This is a genomic window from Aeromonas sp. 602200 (genome assembly GCF_049173895.1).
Lineage (GTDB): Bacteria > Pseudomonadota > Gammaproteobacteria > Enterobacterales > Aeromonadaceae > Aeromonas > Aeromonas veronii_A.
On sequence record NZ_JAAKSL010000008.1, the window covers coordinates 123,089 to 147,869 of the forward strand.

21 protein-coding genes are annotated in these 24,781 nt (G+C 60.6%); 7 read left to right on the top strand and 14 right to left on the bottom strand.

Features of this window, described 5'->3' with window-relative positions; translation table 11 throughout:
• Positions 1-61: 61 nt before the first annotated feature.
• Together rmuC and G5221_RS11720 are read right to left on the bottom strand one after the other, a co-directional pair.
• Entirely contained in the window at positions 62-1,402 is a 1,341-nt protein-coding gene (gene rmuC, locus G5221_RS11715) for a DNA recombination protein RmuC (protein WP_421263274.1), read from the bottom strand.
• Positions 1,399-1,614, bottom strand: a complete 216-nt coding sequence (locus G5221_RS11720) for a hypothetical protein (RefSeq protein WP_421263275.1) — start codon at positions 1,612-1,614, stop codon at positions 1,399-1,401. Before G5221_RS11720 ends, rmuC begins: the two co-directional genes overlap by 4 nt.
• 141 nt (positions 1,615-1,755) lie before the next feature.
• On the opposite strand from G5221_RS11720, the gene G5221_RS11725 reads away from it, so the two are divergent.
• Complete coding sequence (locus tag G5221_RS11725; RefSeq protein WP_042031934.1) at positions 1,756-2,277, top strand: ferredoxin-type protein NapF; 522 nt, start codon at positions 1,756-1,758, stop codon at positions 2,275-2,277.
• Positions 2,278-2,330: 53 nt separating this feature from the next.
• On the opposite strand, the gene G5221_RS11730 is transcribed toward G5221_RS11725, so the two are convergent.
• The 6 genes from G5221_RS11730 to G5221_RS11755 all read right to left on the bottom strand — a co-directional run bounded on the left by G5221_RS11730 (position 2,331) and on the right by G5221_RS11755 (position 8,914).
• Complete coding sequence (locus tag G5221_RS11730; protein ID WP_033114760.1) at positions 2,331-2,783, bottom strand: Rrf2 family transcriptional regulator; 453 nt, start codon at positions 2,781-2,783, stop codon at positions 2,331-2,333.
• A gap of 333 nt (positions 2,784-3,116) precedes the next feature.
• Positions 3,117-3,956 carry a PfkB family carbohydrate kinase gene (locus G5221_RS11735; protein ID WP_421263276.1) on the bottom strand — a complete coding sequence of 280 codons (840 nt, stop codon included), beginning with the start codon at positions 3,954-3,956 and terminating at the stop codon, positions 3,117-3,119.
• A gap of 106 nt (positions 3,957-4,062) precedes the next feature.
• Positions 4,063-5,034 carry a LysR substrate-binding domain-containing protein gene (locus G5221_RS11740; protein ID WP_033114758.1) on the bottom strand — a complete coding sequence of 324 codons (972 nt, stop codon included), beginning with the start codon at positions 5,032-5,034 and terminating at the stop codon, positions 4,063-4,065.
• 155 nt (positions 5,035-5,189) lie between these two features.
• The gene (locus G5221_RS11745; protein ID WP_421263277.1) at positions 5,190-5,918 is read right to left on the bottom strand and encodes a glutamine amidotransferase-related protein; all 729 of its coding nucleotides are present in this window, start codon (positions 5,916-5,918) and stop codon (positions 5,190-5,192) included.
• An 86-nt stretch (positions 5,919-6,004) separates the two neighbouring features.
• A complete protein-coding gene (locus tag G5221_RS11750; RefSeq protein WP_227341755.1) occupies positions 6,005-7,501 on the bottom strand; it encodes a CoA-acylating methylmalonate-semialdehyde dehydrogenase in 1,497 nt (498 codons plus the stop codon).
• Positions 7,502-7,582: 81 nt separating this feature from the next.
• Positions 7,583-8,914, bottom strand: coding sequence for an aspartate aminotransferase family protein (locus G5221_RS11755; protein ID WP_216952313.1), 1,332 nt, complete (start codon positions 8,912-8,914; stop codon positions 7,583-7,585).
• A 186-nt stretch (positions 8,915-9,100) separates the two neighbouring features.
• Here G5221_RS11755 and G5221_RS11760 point away from each other — a divergent pair, with 186 nt between their 5' ends.
• From G5221_RS11760 to G5221_RS11780, 5 genes are all read left to right on the top strand, one after another.
• Positions 9,101-9,643, top strand: a complete 543-nt coding sequence (locus G5221_RS11760) for a cupin domain-containing protein (protein ID WP_042012327.1) — start codon at positions 9,101-9,103, stop codon at positions 9,641-9,643.
• A 125-nt stretch (positions 9,644-9,768) separates the two neighbouring features.
• Positions 9,769-11,265, top strand: a complete 1,497-nt coding sequence (locus tag G5221_RS11765; protein WP_216952314.1) for an aldehyde dehydrogenase — start codon at positions 9,769-9,771, stop codon at positions 11,263-11,265.
• Positions 11,266-11,390: 125 nt separating this feature from the next.
• Positions 11,391-11,561, top strand: a complete 171-nt coding sequence (locus G5221_RS11770) for a hypothetical protein (RefSeq protein ID WP_005341999.1) — start codon at positions 11,391-11,393, stop codon at positions 11,559-11,561.
• A gap of 118 nt (positions 11,562-11,679) precedes the next feature.
• A complete protein-coding gene (gene rarD, locus G5221_RS11775; RefSeq protein ID WP_421263278.1) occupies positions 11,680-12,603 on the top strand; it encodes an EamA family transporter RarD in 924 nt (307 codons plus the stop codon).
• A gap of 129 nt (positions 12,604-12,732) precedes the next feature.
• Complete coding sequence (locus G5221_RS11780) at positions 12,733-13,842, top strand: YeeE/YedE thiosulfate transporter family protein (RefSeq protein WP_421263279.1); 1,110 nt, start codon at positions 12,733-12,735, stop codon at positions 13,840-13,842.
• Positions 13,843-13,971: 129 nt separating this feature from the next.
• Here G5221_RS11780 and mgtA read toward each other — a convergent pair whose 3' ends face one another.
• From mgtA to G5221_RS11795, 3 genes are all read right to left on the bottom strand, one after another.
• The gene (gene mgtA / locus G5221_RS11785; protein ID WP_421263280.1) at positions 13,972-16,734 is read right to left on the bottom strand and encodes a magnesium-translocating P-type ATPase; all 2,763 of its coding nucleotides are present in this window, start codon (positions 16,732-16,734) and stop codon (positions 13,972-13,974) included.
• 1,221 nt (positions 16,735-17,955) lie between these two features.
• On the bottom strand, positions 17,956-19,050 hold the full coding sequence (gene ompA / locus G5221_RS11790) for a porin OmpA (RefSeq protein WP_421263281.1): 1,095 nt from the start codon (positions 19,048-19,050) through the stop codon (positions 17,956-17,958).
• A gap of 126 nt (positions 19,051-19,176) precedes the next feature.
• Positions 19,177-19,743 carry a TetR/AcrR family transcriptional regulator gene (locus G5221_RS11795; RefSeq protein WP_182963048.1) on the bottom strand — a complete coding sequence of 189 codons (567 nt, stop codon included), beginning with the start codon at positions 19,741-19,743 and terminating at the stop codon, positions 19,177-19,179.
• Positions 19,744-19,819: 76 nt separating this feature from the next.
• Between G5221_RS11795 and G5221_RS11800 the strand changes: the two genes are divergently transcribed.
• Positions 19,820-20,272, top strand: a complete 453-nt coding sequence (locus G5221_RS11800) for an HPP family protein (RefSeq protein ID WP_227342965.1) — start codon at positions 19,820-19,822, stop codon at positions 20,270-20,272.
• A gap of 49 nt (positions 20,273-20,321) precedes the next feature.
• Here G5221_RS11800 and ilvA read toward each other — a convergent pair whose 3' ends face one another.
• From ilvA to G5221_RS11815, 3 genes are all read right to left on the bottom strand, one after another.
• A complete protein-coding gene (gene ilvA / locus G5221_RS11805; protein WP_167570662.1) occupies positions 20,322-21,842 on the bottom strand; it encodes a threonine ammonia-lyase, biosynthetic in 1,521 nt (506 codons plus the stop codon).
• A 3-nt stretch (positions 21,843-21,845) separates the two neighbouring features.
• Entirely contained in the window at positions 21,846-23,687 is a 1,842-nt protein-coding gene (ilvD, locus tag G5221_RS11810) for a dihydroxy-acid dehydratase (protein WP_257701235.1), read from the bottom strand.
• A 143-nt stretch (positions 23,688-23,830) separates the two neighbouring features.
• On the bottom strand, positions 23,831-24,775 hold the full coding sequence (locus tag G5221_RS11815) for a branched-chain amino acid transaminase (protein ID WP_421263282.1): 945 nt from the start codon (positions 24,773-24,775) through the stop codon (positions 23,831-23,833).
• Positions 24,776-24,781: the final 6 nt, after the last annotated feature.

Consider the following 24,781-nt stretch of genomic DNA (forward strand, 5'->3'; position numbering starts at 1 on the left):
CCAAATCAGCAAAAGGCCCAAACATGGCTTGGGCCTTGGCTGATGGCGATGCTGGGGAAAACTACTCCCGCTCCTTGTCACGCTCCAGCGCCCGTTCCACCAGCGGCTCGGGCAGGCTCTTGGTCACCTCCACCCCCAGCTCGCGGAAACGCTCGACCTGCGCAATCAGATTGCCACGGCCGTTGACCAGCCGTCCCATCGCCTTGTCGTAGCTCTCCTGCGCCTTGTGCAGGCTGCCGCCCATCTGCTGCATCTCCTCGACAAACAGCCGCAGCTTTTCGTAGAGGCGACCGGCCCGTTCGGCAATCTGGCGGGCATTCTGGTTCTGCCGCTCGTAGCGCCACAGGTTTTCGATGGTGCGCAGAGCCACCATGAGATTGGTGGGGCTCACCAGCAGGATATTGTTGTCGAGACCGTAACGCACCAGCGAGGGATCGGCCTCCATCGCGGTGAGGAAGGCGGGCTCCACCGCCACGAACATCAGCACATAGTCGAGGGTGCGCACCCCGGGCAACTGCTGATAATCCTTGCGGCCCAGCTCGCGGATGTGGTTGCGCACCGAGGCGACGTGCTCCTTGAGCGCCACAGCCTTCTCCAGCTCGTCCCCGGCGTTATACCAGCGCTCGTAGGCGGTCAGCGACACCTTGGCGTCGATGATGATGTCTTTTTCCTGCGGCAGGTGGACAATCACATCGGGCTGGTAGCGCTTGCCCTTCTCCACCTCGATATTGACCTGGGTGTGGTACTCGTGGCCCTCGCGCAGGCCGCATTCGCTGAGGATCCGCGCCAACACCACTTCCCCCCAATTGCCCTGTTGCTTGCTGTCGCCCTTGAGGGCGCGGGTCAGGGCCGCAGCCTCTTCGGTCATACGAGCATTGAGCTCGGCGAGGCGCTCCAGCTCGAACTTGAGGCTGTGGCGCTGGGCCGTCTCCTGGGCGTGGGTCTCCCCCACCTGACGACGAAAGCCCTCGAGCTGCTCCTTGAGTGGCGTGAGCAGCAGATCGAGGCTGCTTTGGTTGAGTTCACGGAAGTTGCCGGAGTTTTGCTCGAAGATCCGGTTGGCAAGGTTCTCGAACTGCTGGCTGAGGCGCTGCTCCGCCTCCTGTTGCAGTTGCAGCTTCTCGGCGGCGGCCAGCCGCTCGCTGCGCAGGGTTGCTTCCGCATCCTTGAGACGGGCGGTGAGCTTGATGAGCAGGGTCTGCTGCTGATCCAGCTTCTGCTGCCCCTGTTGCCGCTCATCCTGCAACTCGTCAAAACGCTCCTGCAGCGCCTGATAACGCTCCTGTGCCAGCAGCAGCTCCTGAGTCTGCGCTGTGCTGCTGCGCCGGCCAATCAGCCAGCCTGTGCCGAGTGCCAGCAGGGCGGCTGGCAGCAGGATGACCCAGAGCCCGGGCTCGATCATTTACGGCTCCGCTGGCGCAGGAAGAGTTCGAGATAGCGGTTGGCCAGCAGCCAGAGCAGCACGTAGATGAGGTAGGCGGCGAGCACCACCCCCTTGTGGCTGTTAACCCCGGTATCGAGCTCGACGAACTCGATGCCCTTGATGCGGCAGTAGCCCCACATCAGCAGGGGAAAGATATAGAGCAGGGACGAACGCCAGAGAAATAACCACATATGTTTTCATTCAACCACGGAAAAGAGACCCGCCTAGCTTACACAAGGGCAACAGCCCTTGCGATCCTGACGGCTGCTATTCTCTGGCCTGCCCTCGCAAACTTCGATAAAATTAACCCCTAATAGGTATCAGGGGTGGGCATGACTCATTATTTCCTCCGTTGGCTGACACAAGGTTGGCAAGCTTCGCGCAAACCCGCAGTGGTTTGCCATGAAGCGCGCCCGCCGTGGGCGATCGAGGAGTCCCAGTACCTCACCCTTTGCACCCGCTGCGGCGAGTGTTTCAAGGCCTGCCCGCGCGGTCTGCTCAAACCGGCCATGCAGGAGGAGTACGAGGGGAGCCCGATTGCCGGCACCCCGGTGCTCGATCTCGCCTGCGGCCAGTGCAGCTATTGCGGCAGCTGCGCCAGAGCCTGTCCGACCGGAGCTCTCGACTTGCAACTGGGCCGTCAGGTGCAGACCCGGGTCCAGATTGAAGAGAGTTGTCAGGCCCGTCAGGGCTTCTACTGCCTGCTCTGTGAAGATGCCTGCCCCCAGCAGGCAATCAAGGCCACAGCCGATGGCATCAACGTCAACATGGATGCCTGCAATGGCTGCGGCGCCTGCGGCCTCGCCTGTCTGCACGGCGCCATCACCCTGATCCGCCAGCCGGGCAATCGCTGACAAACAAAAGGGGCCATCAGGCCCCTTTTCTATCTGTTCTTGCTTCCTGCCCATCAGGCCATCGCCAGAATTGACTCCTGCTCGATGCCCAGCAGATGGCAGAGACGGTTCGGATCGCGCACCGCATCGGCCAGGGTGTACTCACCCAGCACTTCGAGGAAGGCGTTCATGGCGCGGCGCAAAATGCCCTGAATGCGGCAGCCACCGGAGAGACGGCAGTTCTCGCGCTTGCAGTCGACCGGACAGAGCACGTGCTCCATATCCATCACCACATCGCGCAGGTTGATGGAGACCGCGGAGCGACCGAGGCGGATGCCGCCATGCTTGCCACGTACCGTCTCGATGTACCCCTTGATGCCGAGCTGGTGCACTATCTTGACCACGTGGTTGCGAGAGATGCCGAAGGTATCGGCCACTTCGGTAATGGTCGACAGGCGATCGCCCGGCTGCACCGCCAGGAAGGTCAGGGTACGCAGGGCGTAGTCGGTAAATCGTGTCAGTTGCATGGTCGCACTTGCCTCTTACTACAAGCCAGGAATCAGGACGACAACATTGAGCTAAGAGGCAGGAGACAACCGGTTTGCCTCTGTTCGCCATTGGTTCGCCAGAGGAGGGGCCTGTCTCTTAATCTGAGTTGCGGAGTGACAAGGTTAAGAGCAGCACAACCGGGTGTCGATGAAGATGCACATAAATCGACACTTTCTTTGATTGATCGCAAACTTGCCGGGTTAGCCCGGCGTTTACCTCCATTCTGGCGGCTAAATTTCCCGAAATTCCTCACCGCCGCACCCAACAGACAAGAGGGGAAATCTCCCTTCGAACAGTGAATAAACGGGGCGTCAGTGCGGCTGTTTCAGCCAGTTTTTCAGCGCGACCGATGGGATGGAGCTCTCGGAGGCGACGGCAAACGCCCCCCAGTCCACCGCGCACTGTAGCGCATCCTTGATCGCCATGCCGCGCGCCAGGCCATGGATCAATCCGCCAGCGAAAGCATCCCCTGCTCCCGTGGTATCGACCACCGAGACTGGCCGCGCGGCGACCCTAATCTGCTCGTCGCCATGGATGGCCACCGCCCCCGCCTTCCCTTCGGTCAACACAAGCCATTCAAGCTGCTCACCCGCCAACTGGCGGGCATGTTGCCAGGGGTCACTTACCTCGCCGAGATCGGAGCGGGAGGCCACCAGCACATGGCAGGGACGGCGCGCTTGGCCGCCCTTGGGATACTGGGCCAACACAAAGCTCTTGCCGAGCATCTGGCGCATATAACTGATGATGGCGGTGCCGGGATAGTTCACGTAGAGGCAGTCGATCCCCTCCTGTGGCAGATCACCGGGCAGATCGGGACGACGGGGACGGCGAAGTATGGTGCGCTCGCCGGTGGAGTCCACCAGGATCAGCAACTCGCCGGTCTCGCCGCCAAAGCGCTCCACATGGCTGCAATCCAGCCCGTAACCGGCCGCCTGCTCCAGCAGCCAGTCGCCGGTCTCGTCCAGCCCGATGCGTGAGGCAATGGTCACCTCGTGACCCGCCCACACCAGCCCGATGCCGGTATTGGCGGCGCCGCCCCCAAGCCTGCGTCCCTGATCCACGTATTGCAGCCGGGCCCCCGCCACCAGCTGTTCGGAGAGGGAGAGCACATGATCACAGTTGAGATTGGCAAGCAGCAGAATACGTGACATAGAGACCTCGGACGATGGAGATAGCCCAAAAGAGACAGGCTGAACCCCGAGTAGAGCCCAGCCTGACTGAAGAGACAACCGTAAGCGATCGGTAATCCGATCGGGATCAATAGATGGGCAGTTCCACCCCGGCCAGCAGCTCGTCGATGCGCGCCTGGGTCGGTTGTTGCATCACGCTCTGGATCACCTCCTTGGTGAGGTGAGGCGAGAAAGAGCTGATGAAGTCATACATGTAGTTCTGCAGCAGAATGCTCTTGCTGAAGCAGATTTGGGCCGGACAGGGCTTGAACAGGTGCTCCAGATTGATGGAGACCAGCCCGGGGCTGTCGGTGTCGTTGGCCACCAGCGAGGAGATGATGCCGATGCCAAAGCCCAGCTCCACATAGCGCTTGATCACTCCGGCATCCATTACCGTCATGTAGTAGCTCGGGGTCAGCCCCGCCGCCTGAAACACCTCATCCTGCACCTGCCGACCGGTGGCACCGCTCTCGTAACTGAGGATGGGGTAGTGGCAGAGCTGCTCCAGGGTCGGCTTCTTCACCTTGGCCAGCGGGTGATCCTGCGGCACCACCAGCGAGAGGGTCCAGAGGTAGGCGGGCAGCGCGATCAGCTCCTTGTCGAAGCCAATTTCGTGGGCAACGATGGAAAAATCGGAGTAACCCTTGCTGATCTGCTCCTTGCTCGCCGACATCACCGGATGGAGGTGGAACGAGATTTTGGGGTACTTCTTGGTGAAGTAGGTAACCGATTTGGGCAGCAGATAGCGGGCGATAGTGTGGGTAGTGTGAATGTTGAGGGTGCCCACGGTCGGATCCAGATACTCACGGGAGATCGCCTTGATCTTGCTCTCGATGTTGAGCATCGCCTCGGCACACTTGATGATCTCCTCGCCCACCGGGGTGATGCGGTGCAGATGCTTGCCACGGCGCTCGAAGATCCGCACTCCCAGCTCGCTCTCCAGCAGGCCGATCTGCTTGCTGACCCCGGGCTGGCTGGTATAGAGCGCATCGGACGCCACCGAGACGTTGAGGTTGTGGTCCCGGATCGCGATCAAGTACTTCAATTGCTGTAGTTTCAAGGCTTCACCCTCTCAAGCTGGTGCGGCGATCACGCCAGACAAACAGGCCGCCACAAAGGGCGGCCAGTGTATCATCCGATCCCGACATCGCAGCGCTTGATCCTTCATTTTGCTACAAAATCTAGCACCCGAAGGGGGTCGCTGACAAACCGGGCTCAGGCTGCGCCGGCCCGCAGCGGCAGGATCCCCAAAAACTGCAGCAACCACTGCATCATGGTGGTCGAATCCACCTCTTCCTCCAGCGAGGAGAGGCTGCTCTGGTAACGCTCGTCGGGTAACAGGCCTCGGCGCCGCTCGATCAGCGCCCGGTTGTACTCCACCGAAAATTCCGGATGTCCCTGAATGGCAACTATGTTGTTCCCCTGCAGGAACATGAAGTTGGGGCAAAAATCGTTGCCCGCCAGCCGGGTCGCTCCGGGGGGCAGCAGGGCCACCTGATCCTGATGACTGGCCAGAATACGGATCTGATCACGAGACGGCGCCATCCAGGGCTCATCAGCCAACATGGGGTGCACCGACACTCCCAGCCCCCACCCCTTGGTAGACTTCACCACCTCGCCCCCCAGCGCCTGGGCGATCACCTGATGACCAAAACAAATCCCGGCCAGCTTGACGTCGGCATCATGGGCCCGACGGATCCAGCCACGCAACGCCTGGATCCAAGGGATATCGCTATAGGCATCGTGGCGCGAGCCGGTGATGAGCCAGGCATCGCACTCGTGCAGCTCCTCCGGCAGCTCCCCATCGATGGCTGACCAGACCCGAAACTCCAGCTCGGGTGCCAGCGGCTGAAACCCCCTGATAAACATCTCGGAGTAGACGGGGCCAAAACGATCCGCCAGATCGGGATCCAGCCGGTCACAATCGAGAATTCCCAATCGCATCTGTTGCTCCTTTACAGAAGTGCCCCCACAGACCAGCGATCTGCGGGGGCAAGAGAATCAAATCATGGTGGTGAGCCCTGGGCTCATCACTTCATGGTTGGCATGGAGAATTCGGCACCACTGCGCAGGCTCTGGGGCCAGCGCGCCGTCACCGTCTTCATCCGGGTATAAAAGCGAACCCCATCCGGCCCGTGCATGTTGAGCGGCCCGAAGATGGAGCGCTTCCAGCCGCCAAAGCTGTGAAACGCCATCGGCACCGGAATGGGAACGTTCACCCCTACCATACCGACCTGTACCCGCGCCGTGAAGTCCCGCGCGGTGTCGCCGTCGCAGGTAAAGATGGCGGTGCCATTTCCGTACTCATGTTCATTGATGAGTCGCAGCGCCGTCTCGTAGTCCGGCACCCGCACGATGGAGAGCACGGGGCCGAAGATCTCCTCGCGATAGATGCGCATCTCGGGGGTCACCTCGTCAAACAGGCAGCCACCGATAAAGTAACCCTCGTCGTGGCTCAGCGTGCGACCATCGACCCGCAGCGCGGCCCCTTCGGCCACCCCCTGATCCACATAACCGCGCACCTTGGCCAGATGCTCCTTGCTGATAAGCGGCCCCATCTCGTTTTCCGGGCTCTGGCCCAGCCCCGGGCCCACCCGCAGCTTCTCAACGAGCGGTTTCAGTTTGGCCACCAGCGCATCGGCGGTCTCGTCACCCACTACCACGGCTACCGAAATGGCCATGCAGCGCTCACCCGCCGCCCCATAAGCAGCCCCCATCAGAGCTGAGACCGCCTGATCGAGATCAGCATCCGGCATCACCACCATATGGTTCTTGGCGCCGCCCAGCGCCTGCACTCGCTTGCCGTGGGCCGAGGCGGTGGCATAGATGTACTGGGCGATGGGGGTGGAGCCGACAAACGACACGGCGCCGACCCGCGGGTCGGTCAGCAGCACGTCCACCACCTCCTTGTCACCGTTCACCACGTTGAGCACGCCGTCCGGCAGACCGGCCTCCTTGAGCAGCTCGGCCATCCGCAGCGAGAGAGAGGGATCCTTCTCGGAGGGTTTGAGAATGAAGGTGTTGCCGCAGGCAATCGCGACCGGGAACATCCAGAGCGGCACCATGGCCGGGAAGTTGAACGGGGTGATGCCGGCGCAAACCCCGACCGGCTGCATCATGGAGTAGCTGTCTACCCCGCGACCGACGTTGAGGGAGTGCTCCCCCTTGAGCAGATGGGGAATGCCGCAGGCAAACTCCACTACCTCCAGCCCGCGGGTCAGCTCACCCTGCGCATCGGAGAAGACTTTGCCGTGCTCGCGGCTGATGAGCTCGGCCAGCTCGTCCCTGTGCTGCTCCATCAGCTCTTTGAAGCGGAAAAAGACCCGAGCCCGCACCAGCGGCGGGGTTTGCGACCAGTCGGCAAAGGCACGCTCGGCGATGGCGATCGCCTCCTGACACTCGGCGGCGCTGGAAAGCCCAACGCTCCCCTGCTGCTTGCCGCAGGCTGGGTTGAAGATGGCGCCCTGGCGCTCGCTACGACTCTCCTGCGGCTGGCCGTTGATGAAGTTGCTGACCCTGTATGTCATGTATCCTCCGTGATAATTGATGTGGTGATTGCGCTGAACAAGACAACGCAAGGCCCCGCCAGCGCGGGGCCATCAAATGGGTTAGGGTTGTGCCTGCAGGGCATCCTGCAGCAGGGTGAAGAGATCATCGATCTGGCTGCGCTCGATGATGAGGGGTGGCGACAGGGCGATGATGTCGCCGGTCACCCTGATCAGCGCCCCCTTCTCGAAGCAGCGGACAAACACCTCATAGGCGCGCTTGCCCGGCGCATCCGGCATGGATTCAAGTTCGATACCGGCCACCAGCCCGTAGTTGCGCACATCCTTCACATGCTTGCAGCCCTTCAGCGAATGGGCCGCCTCCTCCCAGTAGCCCGCCAGATCCGCGGCGCGGCTAAGCAGGTTCTCGTTGCGATAGATCTCGAGGGTCGCCAGACCCGCAGCAGCAGCCACCGGATGACCGGAATAGGTGTAGCCGTGGAACAGCTCGATAGCCCCCTTACCTGCCGCCATCATGTCGTCATAAATATGCTTTTGTACCAGCACAGCTCCCATGGGGATAGCGCCGTTGGTGAGCCCCTTGGCGCAGGTGATCATGTCGGGGATGACATCGAACTCCTGCGCGGCGAAGGGAGAGCCAAGGCGACCGAAACCGGTGATCACCTCGTCAAAAATCAGCAGGATGCCGTGTTTGGTGCAGATCTCCCGCAGCCGCTTGAGGTAGCCTTTGGGCGGCATCAGCACGCCGGTACTGCCGGCGATGGGTTCGACGATCACCGCCGCGATGTTGCTGGCATCGTGCAGAAAAACGATCTTCTCCAGCTCGTCGGCCAGCGCCACATCCTCCTCAGGCAACCCTTTGGTGAAGGCATTTTTGGCGATGTTGAGGGTATGGGGCAAATGATCCACCCCGGTCAGCAGGGAGCCAAACCACTTGCGATTGCCAGGAATGCCCCCCACCGAGATGCCGCCAAAGCCAACCCCGTGATAACCCCGCTCGCGACCAATCAGCCGGGTGCGGGTGCCCTGACCGCGAGCCCGCTGCCAGGCCAGTGCGATTTTGAGCGCGGTATCAACCGACTCTGAGCCGGAGTTGGTATAGAAGACATGGCCAAAGCCCTGGGGAGCGATCTCCACCAGCCGGTTGGCCAGCTCGAACGGCAACGGGTGGCCCATCTGGAAAGTGGGGGCGAAATCGAGGTGGGAAATCTGCTGGGAGACCGCCTCGGCAATCTCGCGCCGACCATGGCCCGCGTTGCAACACCAGAGTCCGGCAGTGCCATCCAGTATCTTGCGGCCATCCTCTGAGTGATAATACATCCCCTCCGCCGACTTCAGGATGCGCGGCGCCGCCTTGAACTGCTGGTTGGCGGTGAACGGCATCCAGAAGGCGGACATGTCGGAGGGAGTATTGATGTCGCTGATCGGTTTCATGGTCACCTCATCCTTAAGGTGTTTAGCAACTATTGGCCATTGCCTATTAAATTAAACACCTGAATCCATAAAAAAGGGCTCATTATCGCCCTGTCTGATGCCACCCCTAGCTAGATGACTCTACAGGGTGGTATAAGATATTTAACACAAATTTAATAATAGTAAACAGTCAAGGAGTGTCTATCGATGGATATCGGTCACCGTCTCAAGGCGGTTCGCACCAAGGCGGCCCTCTCCCAGCGCGAGCTGGCCAAACGCTCGGGCGTGACCAACGGATTCATCTCCCAGATCGAAAAGAATCAGGTGAGCCCGTCAGTTGCCTCCCTGCGCAAGGTGCTGGAAGGGATCCCCATGTCACTGGCCAGCTTCTTTACTGACGAGACCGAAATGGACTCCGAAGTGATCTTTCGCGCCGCCGATATGCCGGATCTCGGCACTCACCCCATCAGCTACCGGCTGGTGGGCCACAGCCGTGCCAACCGTGCCATCGGCATGTTGCAGGAGGTGCTGCCACCGGGCGCCGACACTGGCGACGACATGCTGAGCCACGAGGGTGAAGAGTGCGGCATCGTTATCAAGGGCGAGGTTGAAGTGACCGTGGGTGAGCAGATCTACCTGCTGACACCGGGGGACGGCTACTACTTCGACAGCCGCACTCCTCACCGTTTTCGCAATGTGGGCGAGCAGGAGTGCGTATTGATTTCGGCCAATACCCCCGCCAGTTTCTAACAGGGTGATAAGGGGTCAGCCAGCCGCCAATGTTTAATGAATTGTTACAAAATGGATTTACAAGTGGCAGGATGTTTAGCATATTGATACGCGGACAATGACTTTTGCCGGTTCAAGGAGTGAACATGAGTGACCTGACCCTGGCCCAGTGGCAACACAAGGCCGCCCATCTGACCCTGCCCTCACAAGCCTTTATCAACGGTAGCTATCGGGATGCCGTCAATGGTGCCACCTTCGACTGTATCAACCCGGCCAACGGCAAGCTGCTGACCAAGGTAGCAGCCTGCAATGCCGCCGATGCCGAGCTGGCGGTACAGGCCGCGCGTGATGCCTTCAACGACAAGCGCTGGAGCGGCCTGCCGCCGAAACAGCGCAAGCTGATCATGCAGCGCTTCGCCGAACTGATGCGTCTCAACAAGGTGGAGCTGGCACTGCTGGAGTCGCTGGACATGGGCAAACCCATCGGCGATGCCATGGGCTACGATGCCCCTGCCGCCGCCAACTGCATCGCCTGGAACGCCGAAGCGATCGACAAGATCTACGATCAGGTCGCGCCGGTCGAGGAATCCGCCCTGGCGCTGGTGACCCGGGAACCGCTCGGGGTCGTTGCCGCCATCGTGCCGTGGAACTTCCCGCTGGTGATGGCCTGCTGGAAGCTGGGGCCGGCGCTCGCTACCGGCAACTCGGTCATTCTCAAACCTTCCGAAAAGTCCCCCCTGACCGCCTTGCGTATCGCAGGTCTGGCCAAGGAGGCAGGCATTCCTGACGGCGTGTTCAACGTGCTGCCGGGCTTTGGCCATACCGTGGGCGAGGCGCTGGCCATGCACATGGATGTGGATTGCATCACCTTCACCGGATCCACCAAAATCGGCAAGCACCTGGTGGAGTGTTCCGGCAAGTCCAACCTCAAGCGCGCCTTTATGGAGTGCGGCGGCAAGAGCCCCAACATCATACTGGCGGATGCGCTGGACCTGGATACCGCGGCCAAGAGCGCCGCTGGCGCCATCTTCTACAACCAGGGCGAGGTGTGTACCGCCGCCTCTCGCCTGCTGGTGCAAAACAGCATCAAGCCGCAATTTATGGAGCGACTGCTGGCCCATGCCCGCGAGTGGATCTCAGCCAACCCGCTCGACCCTGCGACCCGCATCGGCGCCATGGTGGATCACATCCAGATGGAGCAGGTGCTGCGCTATGTCGAGATTGGCAAGCAGGAGGGAGCCAAGCTACTGCTGGGAGGCAAACGCACCAATCTTGAGAGCGGCGGCTTCTATATCGAGCCCACCATCTTCGACGAGGTGACACCCGAGATGCGGATCTTCCGCGAGGAGATTTTCGGCCCTGTGCTGGCAGTGACCGGTTTCGACACGCTCGAAGAGGCCATTGCACTGGGCAACGACACCGACTACGGGCTGGCAGCAGCGATCTGGACCGCGGATCTCAACAAGGCGGTGAAGGGTTCCCGCGCCCTGCGTGCTGGCACCGTATTCGTCAACAACTGGGATGGCGGCGACATGACCATGCCGTTTGGTGGCTTCAAGCAGTCTGGTAACGGTCGTGACAAGTCGCTGCACGCGCTGGAGAAGTACACCGAGCTGAAAAGTACCTGGATCCAGCTCGAATAAAGGTATAAATAGCCATCATCATCAGCAATGGGGGAGAAATCCCCCCTTTTGCATTTTGGTCTTCCATCAGGCGGCACAATCGATATAATCATCAAATAAGCAAACCATTAAATATAAAGACAAAAATGCTATTTTTTCTGGGAAGCGTACTTTTTCTGGTGATCGGGTTGCCCCTGCTGTTTTTCGTGCTGGGGCACGGCGAGGCCTACGTGACCTGGGGCCCCTGGATCTCCGCCATCGCCCTGATGTTGTGGCTGTTGATGGACGTCGACAAGATCCGTCGCGGCAAAGGCTGACCAGCTTCCAACCGTATTCTCAAACTTCGTTTATTCGCTTCTTTCCTCGATAAAGGATCGCTACACTGATTTTTTGCGATGTTTTCCCGCATCCAACGCATCAGTAAAGGTCATCCGCATGCCGCAACAGATCCAGCGCCAGGGCGTCATCTACGCCCTGTGCGCCTATACCCTTTGGGGCATAGCCCCCATCTATTTCAAGACCATCTCTGCCGTCCCGGCCGCTGAAATTCTGACCCACAGGATGATCTGGTCCTGCGTACTGCTGATGGTGCTCACCCTGGCAGGCCGCCAGTGGCACAAGGTGCAGGCAGTGCTGCGTCAGCCAAAAGTGCTGCTCACCCTGGCGTTTACCTCGGTCACCGTTGGCGGCAACTGGCTGCTGTTTATCTGGGCCATCAACAACGGCCACATGCTGGATGCCAGCCTCGGCTACTACATCAACCCGCTGTTCAACGTGCTGCTGGGGATGGTGTTTCTGAGCGAGAAACTGCGCCGACTGCAGTGGTGGGCGGTGGCACTGGCCTTTGCCGGAGTGACGATCCAGCTTATCGCCTTTGGCTCTCTGCCATGGATTGCACTGGTGTTGGCGTCGAGCTTCGCCATCTATGGCCTGGTGCGCAAAAAACTGGCCCTCGATGCACTTACCGGCCTGCTGATCGAAACCATGATCATGCTGCCACCGGCAGCCATCTATCTGTGGGGCTTTGCCGACAGCCCCACCAGCCATCTCACCCAGAACGACTGGCACCTCAACCTGCTGCTGATCGCTGCTGGCGCCGTCACCACAGCCCCTCTGCTCTGCTTTACCGCTGCCGCGACACGGCTCAAGCTCTCCACCCTGGGCTTCTTCCAGTACATAGGCCCCAGCCTGATGTTCATCCTCGCTGTCACTCTCTACGGCGAGGAGCTGGCAATGGACAAGGCTCTTACTTTCGCCTGTATCTGGAGCGCGCTGCTGATCTTCACGCTGGATGGGCTGCGCAACGGCAAGCGTCCTGCTGCAACGAGCAATATAAAGCATTCAAAATCAAATCAGTAGCTAACAAAGTCATCAAAAGCGATATGCCATTTTCTCGCCCCCTGACCTGTTAAACCGGTAGCCTTGGACTCAATGTGGGAATAGGATCCGCACTCCCTATTCTCCATCCAGCTATAAGGAATTACAGCTATGACTCGAAAATGGTCGCTCCCCATCGTGGCAATCGCGGGGGGAGCGTTACTCTGGCTTGGCAACACCTTTGGTATGAAATGGGCCCTGATGGCCCTGATCGGATTCGGCTTTGGCTTCACCCTCTCCTTCAGCCGCTTCGGCATCGTGTTCGGTTGGCGCGAAATGCTGACCAAGCGCAACAGTTACTATGTGCGGGTTCACCTGCTCACCATCGCCATCGAAATTCTGCTGTTCACCACCTTCCTCTCCTTTAGTCACGCCCTGTTTGGCGATGCCATGGTGGGCAACGTGATGGCTATCGGCATTCCCTTCATCGTCGGTGCCTTCCTGTTCGGCATCGGCATGCAGCTGGCAGGCGTCTGTGCCACCGGTACTCTTTATTGCTGCGGCGAGGGGCAACCCCGCTTCTGGCTGGTGCTGATCTGCTACGGCATCGGCACCCTCATCAGCAACCAGTTCCGCCCCGAACTGGAGGCCACCTTCTCCAGCCATGTGGTGCTGGCCAAGGATTTGACCGGCAATATCTGGAGCGGCATGCTGCTCAACCTGGCGCTGGTCGCCGCGCTGTTCCTGCTGTTTCGCAACAGCGAACTCAAGCGCACCGGCGAGCTCAAGCCCCTCTTCAGCGGCGGCAATCTGTTCTGGCGCGATGGCCGCTTCACCGTGCTGACCGGCGGCATCATCATCGCCATACTCAACTCCACTGTCGTCGCCCTGCACGGCTCGGCCTGGACCATCACTGGCGCCGTCTATGACATGGCGCTGCGCGGCGCCTCTCTGTTCGGCCTGTTCGAGGGCAACCCCAAGCTGGCCCAGCCACTCTTCATCAACCCCATGGTCGGCATGTTCTGGCTCGGCATTCTGGGGGCCATGCTGGCGCGCTGCATCAGCGGTGGCGGCAACTTCGCCCCGATGCGGCTCGGCAACAGTCTGGCATCCATCCTCGGCGGCCTGCTGATGGGGATGGGCGCAATGTACAGCGCCTGCAACCTTGGCGGCTTCTTCGATGGCACCGCCTCCGGCAGCCTGCACGGCTGGGTCTGGATGCTGATGGCCCTCGCCGGCAGCCTGATCGGCATTCGCCTGCGCCCGCTGTTCAAGCTCTGAGTCACAGACCTTTAGTCGCCAACAAGGTAGTCAGGTCACACCAAATAGAGAGAGCCAGTCCGCTTACGCGGGCTGGCTCTCTTTTTTCTCTCGCGCCGGGATCACACCGGCCCGTCAGCTAGCACGTCATCAGAACCACTGGCCGTGGCGCTTGATGTAGATGGTCTTGACGGTCTGGGTCAGCCCCATGTAGGCCAGCATGGTGATCACCAGCCACATGAAGTACTTGGGCCCATCCAGAGTGATGAAGCCGAAGTGCTCAGCCACAGGCGAGAAGGGCAGGTAGCAACCGATGGCAATGGCGATCGAGGTGGAGAGCAGTACCGGCAGGGTAGCGGTACTCTGCAGGAACGGGATCTTGCGGGTACGCAGCATATGTACCACCAGCGTCTGCGACACCAGCCCCTCGATAAACCAGCCGGAGTTCATGATGGCCTGACCGTTGACCAGCGGATCCATGCTGCCGTTGGCGGTGGCATAGAGGGCACCGGCACCGAACACGAACCACATCAGGCAGTAGGTGCTGATATCGAACACCGACGAGGTCGGGCCAAGCCAGAGCATGAAGCGCTTGATGTTGCTCGCCTCCCACTTGCGCGGCCGCTTGAGGAACTCGGGGTCCATCTTGTCCCACGGCAGCAGCATCTGGGAGACGTCATACACCAGATTCTGGATCAGCATCTGCATCGCCAGCATGGGTGCCCAGGGCAGCCAGGCGGAGGCGACCAGCACCGAGAAGACGTTGCCGAAGTTGGAGCTGGCGGTCATGTTGAGGTACTTGAGGATGTTGCCAAAGGTCTCGCGCCCCTTGATCACCCCCTCCTCCAGCACCATCAGGCTCTTCTCCAGCAGGATGATGTCGGCAGTCTCCTTGGCAATGTCAGCACCGCTGTCCACCGAGATCCCCACGTCCGCATCCCGCAGCGCCGGGGCATCGTTGATGCCGTCGCCAAGGAAACCGACAGTGTTGCCGTTGGCCTGCAGCGCCTTCACCACCCGCGACTTCTGCAGCGGGGTGAGCTTGGCGAAGATGGTAGTCTGCTTGACCACCTCGCACAGCGCCACGTCATCCATTCCTTCGATATCCTTGCCGAGCAGCGGTAAGCCGGGCTCCAGCCCTACGTCACGACACACCTTGCTGGTGATGATGGGATTGTCGCCGGTCAGCACCTTGACCGCCACACCATAGTCGTTCAGCACACGGATGGCCGGTGCGGCCGAATCCTTGGGCGGATCGAAGAAGGTGAGGAAGCCGCGCACCACCAGATTGACCTCATCACTGGTACGATAGCTCTGCTTGCACTCGCCTGCCGAGATCTCGCGGGTTGCCACGATCAGCACCCGATACCCCTCGGCATTGAACTCCTCGCTCTGGCGCAGCAGGGCAAGGCGATCGGCGTCGGTCAGATCCCGCACCTCCTGGCCATCGGCGATCTGGCTGGAGACGGCCAGCATCTCTTCCACCGCCCCCTTGGAGACCATCAGCTGCTGGCCACGCTCATCCTGTACGATCACCGACAGACGGCGGCGCACGAAGTCGAATGGCAACTCATCCACCTTGCTGTAACCAGCCGGCTTGCAGCCAGCTCCCAGCACATCGGCATGCTCGATCACCGCGATGTCCATCAGGTTCTTCATGCCGCTCTGATGATAACTGTTGAGCCAGGCCAGCTGCAGGATCCGGTCGTCCCGGTTGCCACGCACGTCGTAGTGGTGCTCGAGGATGATCTTGTCCTGGGTCAGGGTACCTGTCTTGTCGGTGCAGAGCACGTCCATGGCACCGAAGTTCTGCACCGAGTTGAGCCGTTTGACCACCACCTTGCGCTTGGCCATGGCCACCGCCCCTCGCGCCAGGTTGGCGGAGACGATCATCGGCAGCATCTCGGGGGTGAGCCCTACCGCCACCGCCAGCGCGAAGGTGAGCGCCGACATCCAGTCACCACTGCTGATACCACTGAGCATAAAGACGATGGGCACCATCACCAGCATGAAGCGGATCAGCAGCCTGGTGACGCTGTTGACGCCGCGATCGAAACTGGTCTCGATGCGCTTGTGGCTCACCACGTTGCGGGCCAGCGAACCGAAGTAGGTGTCGCTGCCGGTGGCCACCACCACAGCCTTGGCTGTACCGCTCACCACGTTGGTGCCCATGAAGCAGATGTTGGGCTGATCGAGCAACCCCACGTCCCCTGTGCTGTTGCCGTCTGCCGACTTCTCGGCCACAGCTCCCAGAGTGTCATACTTCTCTACCGGCAGTGCTTCACCGGTCAGCACCGCCTGGCTGATGAAGAGATCGCGGGATTCAATCAGCTTGATGTCGGCGGGGATCATGTCTCCCGCCTGCAAGTGCACTATGTCTCCGGCCACCAGCTCGGTCATTGCCACCTCCTTGCGCTGGGGGGTAGCGCCCGGCGAGGGACGACGCTGTACAGTGGCAGTGTTGCGCACCAGTGACTTGAGCGCCTCGGCCGCCTTGGCGGAACGGTACTCCTGCCAGAAGCGCAGCAGACCGCTCAGGCCCACCATGACACCGAGGATGATCACCTTGACCCAGTCCTCATCACCCGGCTCGGCCATCAGCACGTCCATCACGTAACTGACCAGCCCAAGCACCATCAAGACCATCACAAACGGGTTTTTGAACGCCTGCAGCAGCTGGATCAATGGATGGGGCGGCTTGTCGTGGGTCACCTCGTTGGGGCCAAACTGGACCAGACGGTTGGCCGCCTCGGTCGCGGTCAGGCCGTCGATATTGCCGCGCACGGCAGTGAGGGTGTATTCGAGGGACTTGTCGGCCTCGTCGAGCACCCGGGAGGAGAGCTTCTCATTGGCACGGCCCGGGGCGACGAACCCCTGTTGCTTGTGCCGGCTGGCAGTATGTTGTTGCTTCATAACTTTAAATCCTGATTTTCGCTTGCAGAAGGGCCCTGTCGCGGGCCAGGCCAGGCGTCAGTACTGATATCGAAAGCTGTGAACCCGACTCGTTGCCGGCACGCTCAACTGGCGCGCACGGGGCGGCTCGTCAGACAAATGTCTGCCGTCGAGCTAACCTGCATGGTTGGGTCAGATCAGGGGTCAGAACACCGCATCCCGTCCCCGCAGGGGGGATCAGGAGTGGGGAGACGTGAACCCCGAGGGTCGAGGTTTGGGCTCTTCGGTCATACGATATCCTCCGAGTGGGGTGGAGAGAGGGCCGGACGAACCATGGACAGCGATACACACTGTCGTTGGCAGGCATGGCCGCGAGTCTGCATTATCAGCGGACCAATCCGGTGATCCCGCAACTAGAGCGGCATCACCCATAAAGAAAATCAGGATTACGACAGTTTGAAATAACTGGATGCGGGCAGGAAATAGTATCAGTGATATCTGGCGGGTAAGAACATCGGAGAAAACCACGCCTATAGAAATATTACAGCGCGACCCTTGCCACCGCCGAAATATATTAATCAATCACATCATTTATTTTAATGTGCAACCTGCCATATCGAAAACCAAATAGTTTTCAATATGAGATTATCCATCTTGTTATTTTACGCTTGATCCCTTCCCGACCACGGCACGGATGCATGGTTCCGACGCTGTGACGGCCCTGACGGGCAGTACCGGGATGCATGATGAAGCGTTCAATTGCAGGGGGCGCGAGGCGCGCATGGCTCGCAGATGAGCGGAACGATCCAGATTTACAACCGTAATCCCTGATGAAGGCGGGATAAAGAGGTTGTGAGAGTCGATGCTGACTCATATAGATGCTGCACTCTATGCTTGTGATTCGAGCAATCAGAGTGAGAGAGAAGATAAAATATTCGGCCTCAGCTCTGGTAAACCCGCATCGCGATTTGCAATCGGCTACAACTGTCGCAGTCCATAATATTTACCTGTCTATTGATAACACGCAGAGATTCTAACCAAAAGAATCTTCAGGCGCAAAGTTTAATTCTATTTTTTTATCCTGTAATTTCCTGGAAATATAATAACTATTCCTATTAGGAAAAGATTCGATAACTCATGATGTTGGCAAATCAGGTCTGCACCACCATCCGATCACGCTGACCATAGAAAACGGGAGGCCTGGCCTCCCGTTCTTCTCGAATCCCATCTCTAGCCGCAGCATCACTGCGCCGGCTGGGAAACCCCTTCCAGATGGATTTCAACCCGACGATCCGGTGCCAGACAGGCAATCAGCTCCTGTTTGGAACGGCTGGCGCAGTTGTTGCGAGTAACCGGATTGGCCTTGCCACGCCCTTCGACCCGCACCTTGTCAGCATACAAGCCTTTGGCTACCAGATAGCTGGCCACGCTCTGGGCCCGCTTCTCGGAGAGGGCCAGGTTGTAGTTGTCGGAGCCGATGCGGTCGGTATAACCGACCACGGTCGCGACGCCATCCTTCGGATTGGCCGCCACAATCTGGCTGAACAGGGCATCGAGCGCCTGGCTGGCGGCAGGTTTCAGGGTCGCCTTGTTGAACTCGAACAGCACATCGGAACTAAGGCTGAAGGTCTTGGGCTCCACCACCACAGCCGGGGCAGGCTCGGCTGCCGGAGCTGGCGCCGGCACAGCAACCTCACCACCTTGCTGACCGAAACGATAGAGCATGCCGAACGAGATCAGGCCGTTATCCAGCTCGATGCCTGAGCGATCGAGAGAGGCATCTCCCAGCGGCGTAGTGTACTGGTACTCCAGACGGGCGGCCCAGTCACGATCGATGGCGTACTCGGCACCCAGCGCCCCGACAAATGCGGCGCCATGCTTTTTACCGGTCTCGCTGCTATTGGCGAAGCTGATCTCGCTATCCGTCCAGGCATAGGCACCGCCGAGCCGGCCATAAAGATCGAGCACATTCGTTGCCGGGAAGCTGATCTTCATGGTGGCCTGAATCATCTGGCTCTTGGCTTCGGTATTGAGGGTATTGGCGCCGGTGCCCGAGGTGGTGTCGTATTTGCCAAGCCAGTCATAACCCAGCTCGAACCCCAGGTTGGGGTTGAGCTGGTAACCGGCGAACAGACCCAGACCCAGATCATCCGTGTTCTCGCTGGTATTACCCAACGTCTGGGCAATCGACTCGGCATACTGGTTGTGGTCAACGCCATAGTAATTGGACCAACCGGCCTTGCCACCGACATACCAGGTATTGTCCTGAGCAGCGGCCTGCACGGCTCCGGCCGCCAGCAAACCACTGACCAATACGGCAAGCATGGATTTATTCATATTTTCGCCTCTGCAATAAGTCGTTATGGGCGCCTGAGTGCGCACTCTTCCCTGTGTGAAGCCGTCAGGCGGCCTCTCCGCTATTCAGGGTATCCCATCCGAACGCAGCCTCAAATGACCAGCATCTCAGGAGTGTGAAGCGGCCTGCATTATCGCGCCATCGTCGGCCAAAATGGTCTTTGCCAGCATTCTGGCCTGCTCCAACGCCAGTGGCTGCTGATAGCTGTGAGCCATCACGATCGCCCCCTCCAGCAACAGGCAAAGCTCGGTGGCCTGTGCCAGAGAACAGTTGAGCTGGTTTATCACCCAGCCCAATAACGCCTGCTTGTGGGCCATCACCAGCTTGCGCACCGGATGGCGTGGGTCGGCAAACTCGGCGCTGGCGTTGATAAAGTTGCAGCCATAGAAATCAGAGCGGCCAAACCACGCCGCGAAACCATCGAACAGCGCCTGGAGGCGAGCTTCACGTCCGCTCACACCGGCCAGCCGCTGGTCAAGCAAGGCGAAGAACTCCCGGTCACGAGCGAGCAGCACCTCCTCAATCAAGGCATCCTTGGTCGGGAAGTGGCGATAGAGGGTGCGCTTGGTACTCCCCGCCTCGGCCCAGATGCGATCTATGCCGGTGGCATGAAAGCCATGACGGTTGAACAGACGGTAGGCCGTCGCCACCAGTTGTTGACGCTTCTCACTCATGATTTGCCTCTTGAAGTACACCGATCTGTCTACCTAATGTGCCTAATCAGTTCTGGCAAACCAAGAGGAAAGCATGATGACAAAATGGTATGGCCCGTTATGGGCAGGTGTGGGCGCCGCACTCACCATCGGCATATTGGGATGGCTCAATCTGAGCTGGCATGTCGCGCTAGTCATGGCACCTTTCGGGGCCAGCTGTGTGTTGTTGTTTTCCCTGCCAGATAGTCCGCTGGCGCGCCCCAAAAACGTGCTGGGTGGACACCTGCTGACGGCCTGCGTCGGACTGGTCATCGGCCTGCTTCCCCTCCCTGCTGAAATGCAGATGGCTCTGGCAACCGGGCTGGCCATCGCCCTGATGCAGGGACTGAATATTCTTCACCCTCCGGCGGGCGCCAATCCCTTGCTGATCCTGATGACAGGACAAGAGCCAGCCTTCCTGTGGCAAACGGTGCTGCCCGGCACCCTGCTGCTGATGGCACTGGCCCATGGATTTCAATGGCTCAGACAGAAGTTCCCAATTGCAGCCTAAAAACAGAGGGAGGACAACGCCTCCCTCCTGCTTCATCGCGATCCCGCCATCAACTAGCCAGGAATAGCCGGTAGGCGGGGTCGTCGCTCACCTCTTTCCAGCCGTAGCCAATCTCGCGCAGGTAGTCGTGGAAGGCTGCCACGTCTTCATCCGGCAGCTCGAAGGCGCAGAGCACGCGGCCGTAGTCGGCACCGTGGTTACGGTAGTGGAACAGGCTGATGTTCCAGCGACAACCCAGTGTCTCGAGGAAGCGCATCAGGGCGCCAGGCTGCTCCGGAAACTTGAAGCTGTAGAGACGCTCACCAAGGGGCCGGGCCGGGCGGCCGCCAATCATGTAGCGCACATGATTCTTGGCCAGCTCGCTCTCGGTCATGTTGACCACTGGATAGCCGTTGCCACCGAGCTGATCGATGATCTGGCCGAGCTCTTCGTCACCGCCGGTGAGGCGCACCGAAACGAACAGCGACGCCTGTTCGGCATCGGCGTAGCGATAGTTGAACTCGGTCACCATGCGGGGGCCAAGCTGACGACAGAAGTCGAGGAAGGCCCCCTTGCGCTCGGGGATGGTCACCGCCAGCATGCCCTCGCGCTTCTCGCCGATCTCGCAGCGCTCCGACACGTAGCGCAGGCTGTGGAAGTTAACGTTGGCGCCGGAGAGAATGGCCGCCATCCGCCCCCCTTTGACCTGCTCCCGCTCGCTGTAGGCCTTGAGGCCCGCCAGCGAGAGGGCGCCCGACGGCTCGGCGATGGCGCGGCAGTCGTCGAAGATGTCTTTCAGTGCGGCGCAGATCTGGTCGTTGGAGACGGTCACCACCTCGTCCAGATACTGGTTGCACAGGCGGAAGGTCTCCTCGCCGATGCGCTTGACCGCCACCCCGTCCGCAAACAGCGAGACCCGCTCCAGATTGACCGGCTCGCCGGCCGCCAGCGCGGCCTTGAGACAGGCAGACCCTTCAGCCTCCACCCCGATCACCTTCACATCCGGCAGCAGTTGCTTGATATAGACCGCCACCCCGGCGGCCAACCCACCGCCGCCCACCGGCACAAAGACGTGAGTGAGGTGGGTATCCTGCTCCAGCAACTCCTTGCCGATGGTGCCCTGCCCGGCGATCACCTCGACGTCGTCAAACGGCGGGATCAGGGTGTAACCCTCCAGCTCGGAGAGGCGGCGGCTCTCGCCGTAGGCCTCGTCGAAACTGTTGCCAAACAGCATGACGTTGCCGCCCTGCCGGCGCACCGCGTCGATCTTGATATCCGGCGTGGTCTTGGGCATCACGATGATCGCCTTGATGCCGAGCTTGGCGGCCGACAGGGCGACCCCCTGTGCGTGGTTGCCAGCAGAGGCGGCGATAACGCCGCGCGCCTTCTGCTCCTCGGTCAGGGTGGCGATCTTGTGATAGGCGCCGCGCAGCTTGAAGGAGTGGACCGGTTGCAGATCCTCCCGCTTCAGGCTGACATGGTTGCCGAGCCGCTCGGAAAGTTTCTTCAGGGTTTGCAGGGGGGTCACCCGCGCCGCCTCATAGACGGGGGAGAGCAACACCTTGCGTAGATAATCCGCCGCAGAGACCATGGTTTATTCCCCCAACAGGGTGCGATCACGCACCGCGCCCTTGTCGGCGCTGGTGGCGAACATGGCGTAGGCGCGCAGGGCAAAGGAGACCTGACGCTGACGATCGAGCGGCTTCCAGCCACGGGCTTCCACGGCGACACGGCGGGCGGCCAGCACGCTGTCGGCCACCTCCAGCACCATGCTGCGAGCCGGGATGTTGATGCTGATGATGTCGCCATCCTCCACCAGACCTATGGTGCCGCCGGAAGCGGCCTCCGGCGATACGTGGCCGATGGAGAGGCCCGATGTACCGCCGGAGAAGCGGCCATCGGTGATCAGGGCACACGCCTTGCCGAGTCCCATGGATTTCAGATAGGTGGTTGGGTAGAGCATCTCCTGCATGCCGGGGCCCCCTTTCGGCCCTTCATAGCGGATCACCACCACCTCGCCCGCTTTCACGGTGCCGTCGAGGATGCCGTTCACCGCGCTCTCCTGACTCTCGAATACCCGGGCCGGGCCACGGAAAGTGAGGTTCTCCTCATCCACCCCGGCGGTCTTGACGATGGCGCCGTTGACCGCGAGGTTACCGGAGAGCACCGCCAGACCACCCTCTTGGCTGTAGGCGTTGTCCAGCGAGCGGATGCACCCTTCGGCTCTGTCCAGATCCAGCTCCGGCCAGCGACAATCCTGACTGAACGCCTTGGTGGTACGGATGCCGGCAGGGCCTGCGCGATAGAAGTCCACCACCTCCTGACTGGGCTGGCGGCTGACATCATATTCATTGAGCTGTTCGACGAGGGAGCAACCCAGCACGGTACGGGCATCCCCATGCACCAGACCCGCTTTCTCCAGCTGGCCCAGAATGGCGACCACGCCACCGGCGCGGTGCACATCTTCCATATGGTATTTCTGGGTGGAGGGCGCCACCTTGCAGAGCTGCGGCACCTTGCGCGACATCCGGTCGATATCGGCCATGGTGAAGTCGACACCGGCCTCCTGCGCCGCCGCCAACAGGTGCAGCACGGTATTGGTGGAACCGCCCATGGCGATATCCAGCGCCATGGCGTTCTCGAACGCCGCCTTGGTGGCAATATTGCGCGGCAGTGCCGAGGCATCGTCCTGCTCATACCAGCGCTTGGCCAAAGTCACGATGCGCTGACCCGCCAGCTTGAACAGTTGCTCGCGGTCGCTGTGGGTTGCCAGCATTGAGCCGTTGCCCGGCTGGGAGAGGCCAAGCGCCTCTGTCAGGCAGTTCATGGAGTTGGCGGTAAACATGCCGGAGCAGGAGCCGCAGGTGGGGCAAGCACTGCGTTCCACCTGTTCGCTCTGGGCATCGGAGACCTTGGGGTCGGCGCCCTGGATCATGGCGTCTACCAGATCCAGCTTGATGATCTGGTCGGAGAGCTTGGTCTTGCCCGCTTCCATCGGGCCGCCGGAGACGAAGATCACCGGAATGTTGATGCGCAGGGCCGCCATCAGCATCCCCGGGGTGATCTTGTCGCAGTTGGAGATACAGACCATGGCGTCGGCGCAGTGGGCGTTGACCATGTACTCCACCGAGTCGGCGATCAGCTCCCGCGACGGCAGGGAGTAGAGCATGCCGCCATGGCCCATGGCGATGCCGTCATCCACGGCGATGGTGTTGAACTCTTTGGCCACCCCGCCCGCGGCTTCAATCTCGCGCGCCACCAGCTGACCCAGATCCTTGAGGTGGACGTGGCCCGGCACGAACTGGGTGAAGGAGTTGACCACGGCGATGATGGGTTTGCCGAAATCCTGATCGGTCATTCCGGTAGCGCGCCACAGGGCGCGGGCCCCGGCCATGTTACGTCCGTGGGTGGTGGTGGCGGATCTCAACTTCGGCATGTCTCTACTCCCTGAATGCCCATATGGGCTCGATGCGTTATGCGGTGATGATACAAGTGGATCGGAATCGATCCTGGTGGGCACTCCTCTGGGAAGCGCTCACCGGAAGCGACTCGGGGAGGCATGACGCCTCCCCTCTCTTATCAGTCGTTGACGGGCGTCAGCCAACCCCACTTGTCCTCGGTCTGGCCGTTGAACAGGCCAAAGAAGGCGTTTTGCAGCCGCTCGGTCACCGGACCACGGCTGCCAGCGCCTACCTTCATCCGATCGACGGAGCGCACCGGGGTCACCTCGGCGGCGGTGCCGGTCATGAAGATTTCGTCTGCGACGTACAGCGCCTCACGGGGCAGTGCCTGCTCGCGCACCTCGTAACCGAGATCGCGGGCCAGCGTCATGATGGTGTCGCGGGTGATGCCGGGCAGGATGGCAGCGGTAGCGGGCGGGGTGAACAGCACGCCATTCTTCACCAGAAACAGGTTCTCCCCCGCCCCTTCGCTCAGGTAGCCGTTCACATCCAGCGCCAGCCCCTCGGCGAAGCCGTTGCGCTTGGCCTCGCGGCTGATCAGCTGGGAGGACAAATAGTTGCCGCCCGCCTTGGCGCCGGTGGGAATGGTGTTGGGAGCGAGCCGGTTCCAGGAGGTGACGCAGACATCCACCCCGTTTTTCAGCCCCTCTTCCCCCAGATAGGCGCCCCACGGCAGGGCGGCCACCATCAGGTCGGCCTTGGCATCCAGCGGTGGATGCAGCCCCAGCCCCACGTTGCCGACAAAGGCCAGCGGGCGCAGGTAGCCGCTCTTCAGGCCGTTCTCGCGCACCACGGTGCGGCAGGCTTCATTCACGTCGGACTCGCTGTAAGGGACGTCCATCCAGTAGATCTTGGCGGAGTCGAACAGGCGGCGGGTGTGCTCCTGCAGACGGAAGATGCAGGTGCCCTTGGGGGTCTCGTAGGCGCGCACCCCCTCGAACACCGAGGAGCCGTAGTGCAGAGCGTGACTCATGACGTGCACCTGGGCATCTTGCCAGGGTACCAGTGTGCCGTTGAACCAGATGTATTGCGGGTGAGTGGCAGATTGGGAAGGCTGTGACATTGGCTT

What these genes read in the sequence shown, in the direction of transcription:
- ilvA (WP_167570662.1), bottom strand. Translation starts at nt 21,842, where the DNA reads ATGGTCTCTGCGGCGGATTATCTACGCAAGGTGTTGCTCTCCCCCGTC.
- rmuC (WP_421263274.1), bottom strand. Translation starts at nt 1,402, where the DNA reads ATGATCGAGCCCGGGCTCTGGGTCATCCTGCTGCCAGCCGCCCTGCTG.
- mgtA (WP_421263280.1), bottom strand. Translation starts at nt 16,734, where the DNA reads ATGAAGCAACAACATACTGCCAGCCGGCACAAGCAACAGGGGTTCGTC.
- G5221_RS11770 (WP_005341999.1), top strand. Translation starts at nt 11,391, where the DNA reads ATGCTATTTTTTCTGGGAAGCGTACTTTTTCTGGTGATCGGGTTGCCC.
- G5221_RS11745 (WP_421263277.1), bottom strand. Translation starts at nt 5,918, where the DNA reads ATGCGATTGGGAATTCTCGATTGTGACCGGCTGGATCCCGATCTGGCG.
- G5221_RS11795 (WP_182963048.1), bottom strand. Translation starts at nt 19,743, where the DNA reads ATGAGTGAGAAGCGTCAACAACTGGTGGCGACGGCCTACCGTCTGTTC.
- G5221_RS11800 (WP_227342965.1), top strand. Translation starts at nt 19,820, where the DNA reads ATGACAAAATGGTATGGCCCGTTATGGGCAGGTGTGGGCGCCGCACTC.
- ilvD (WP_257701235.1), bottom strand. Translation starts at nt 23,687, where the DNA reads ATGCCGAAGTTGAGATCCGCCACCACCACCCACGGACGTAACATGGCC.
- rarD (WP_421263278.1), top strand. Translation starts at nt 11,680, where the DNA reads ATGCCGCAACAGATCCAGCGCCAGGGCGTCATCTACGCCCTGTGCGCC.
- G5221_RS11755 (WP_216952313.1), bottom strand. Translation starts at nt 8,914, where the DNA reads ATGAAACCGATCAGCGACATCAATACTCCCTCCGACATGTCCGCCTTC.
- G5221_RS11765 (WP_216952314.1), top strand. Translation starts at nt 9,769, where the DNA reads ATGAGTGACCTGACCCTGGCCCAGTGGCAACACAAGGCCGCCCATCTG.
- ompA (WP_421263281.1), bottom strand. Translation starts at nt 19,050, where the DNA reads ATGAATAAATCCATGCTTGCCGTATTGGTCAGTGGTTTGCTGGCGGCC.
- G5221_RS11815 (WP_421263282.1), bottom strand. Translation starts at nt 24,775, where the DNA reads ATGTCACAGCCTTCCCAATCTGCCACTCACCCGCAATACATCTGGTTC.
- G5221_RS11735 (WP_421263276.1), bottom strand. Translation starts at nt 3,956, where the DNA reads ATGTCACGTATTCTGCTGCTTGCCAATCTCAACTGTGATCATGTGCTC.
- G5221_RS11725 (WP_042031934.1), top strand. Translation starts at nt 1,756, where the DNA reads ATGACTCATTATTTCCTCCGTTGGCTGACACAAGGTTGGCAAGCTTCG.
- G5221_RS11750 (WP_227341755.1), bottom strand. Translation starts at nt 7,501, where the DNA reads ATGACATACAGGGTCAGCAACTTCATCAACGGCCAGCCGCAGGAGAGT.
- G5221_RS11730 (WP_033114760.1), bottom strand. Translation starts at nt 2,783, where the DNA reads ATGCAACTGACACGATTTACCGACTACGCCCTGCGTACCCTGACCTTC.
- G5221_RS11780 (WP_421263279.1), top strand. Translation starts at nt 12,733, where the DNA reads ATGACTCGAAAATGGTCGCTCCCCATCGTGGCAATCGCGGGGGGAGCG.
- G5221_RS11720 (WP_421263275.1), bottom strand. Translation starts at nt 1,614, where the DNA reads ATGTGGTTATTTCTCTGGCGTTCGTCCCTGCTCTATATCTTTCCCCTG.
- G5221_RS11760 (WP_042012327.1), top strand. Translation starts at nt 9,101, where the DNA reads ATGGATATCGGTCACCGTCTCAAGGCGGTTCGCACCAAGGCGGCCCTC.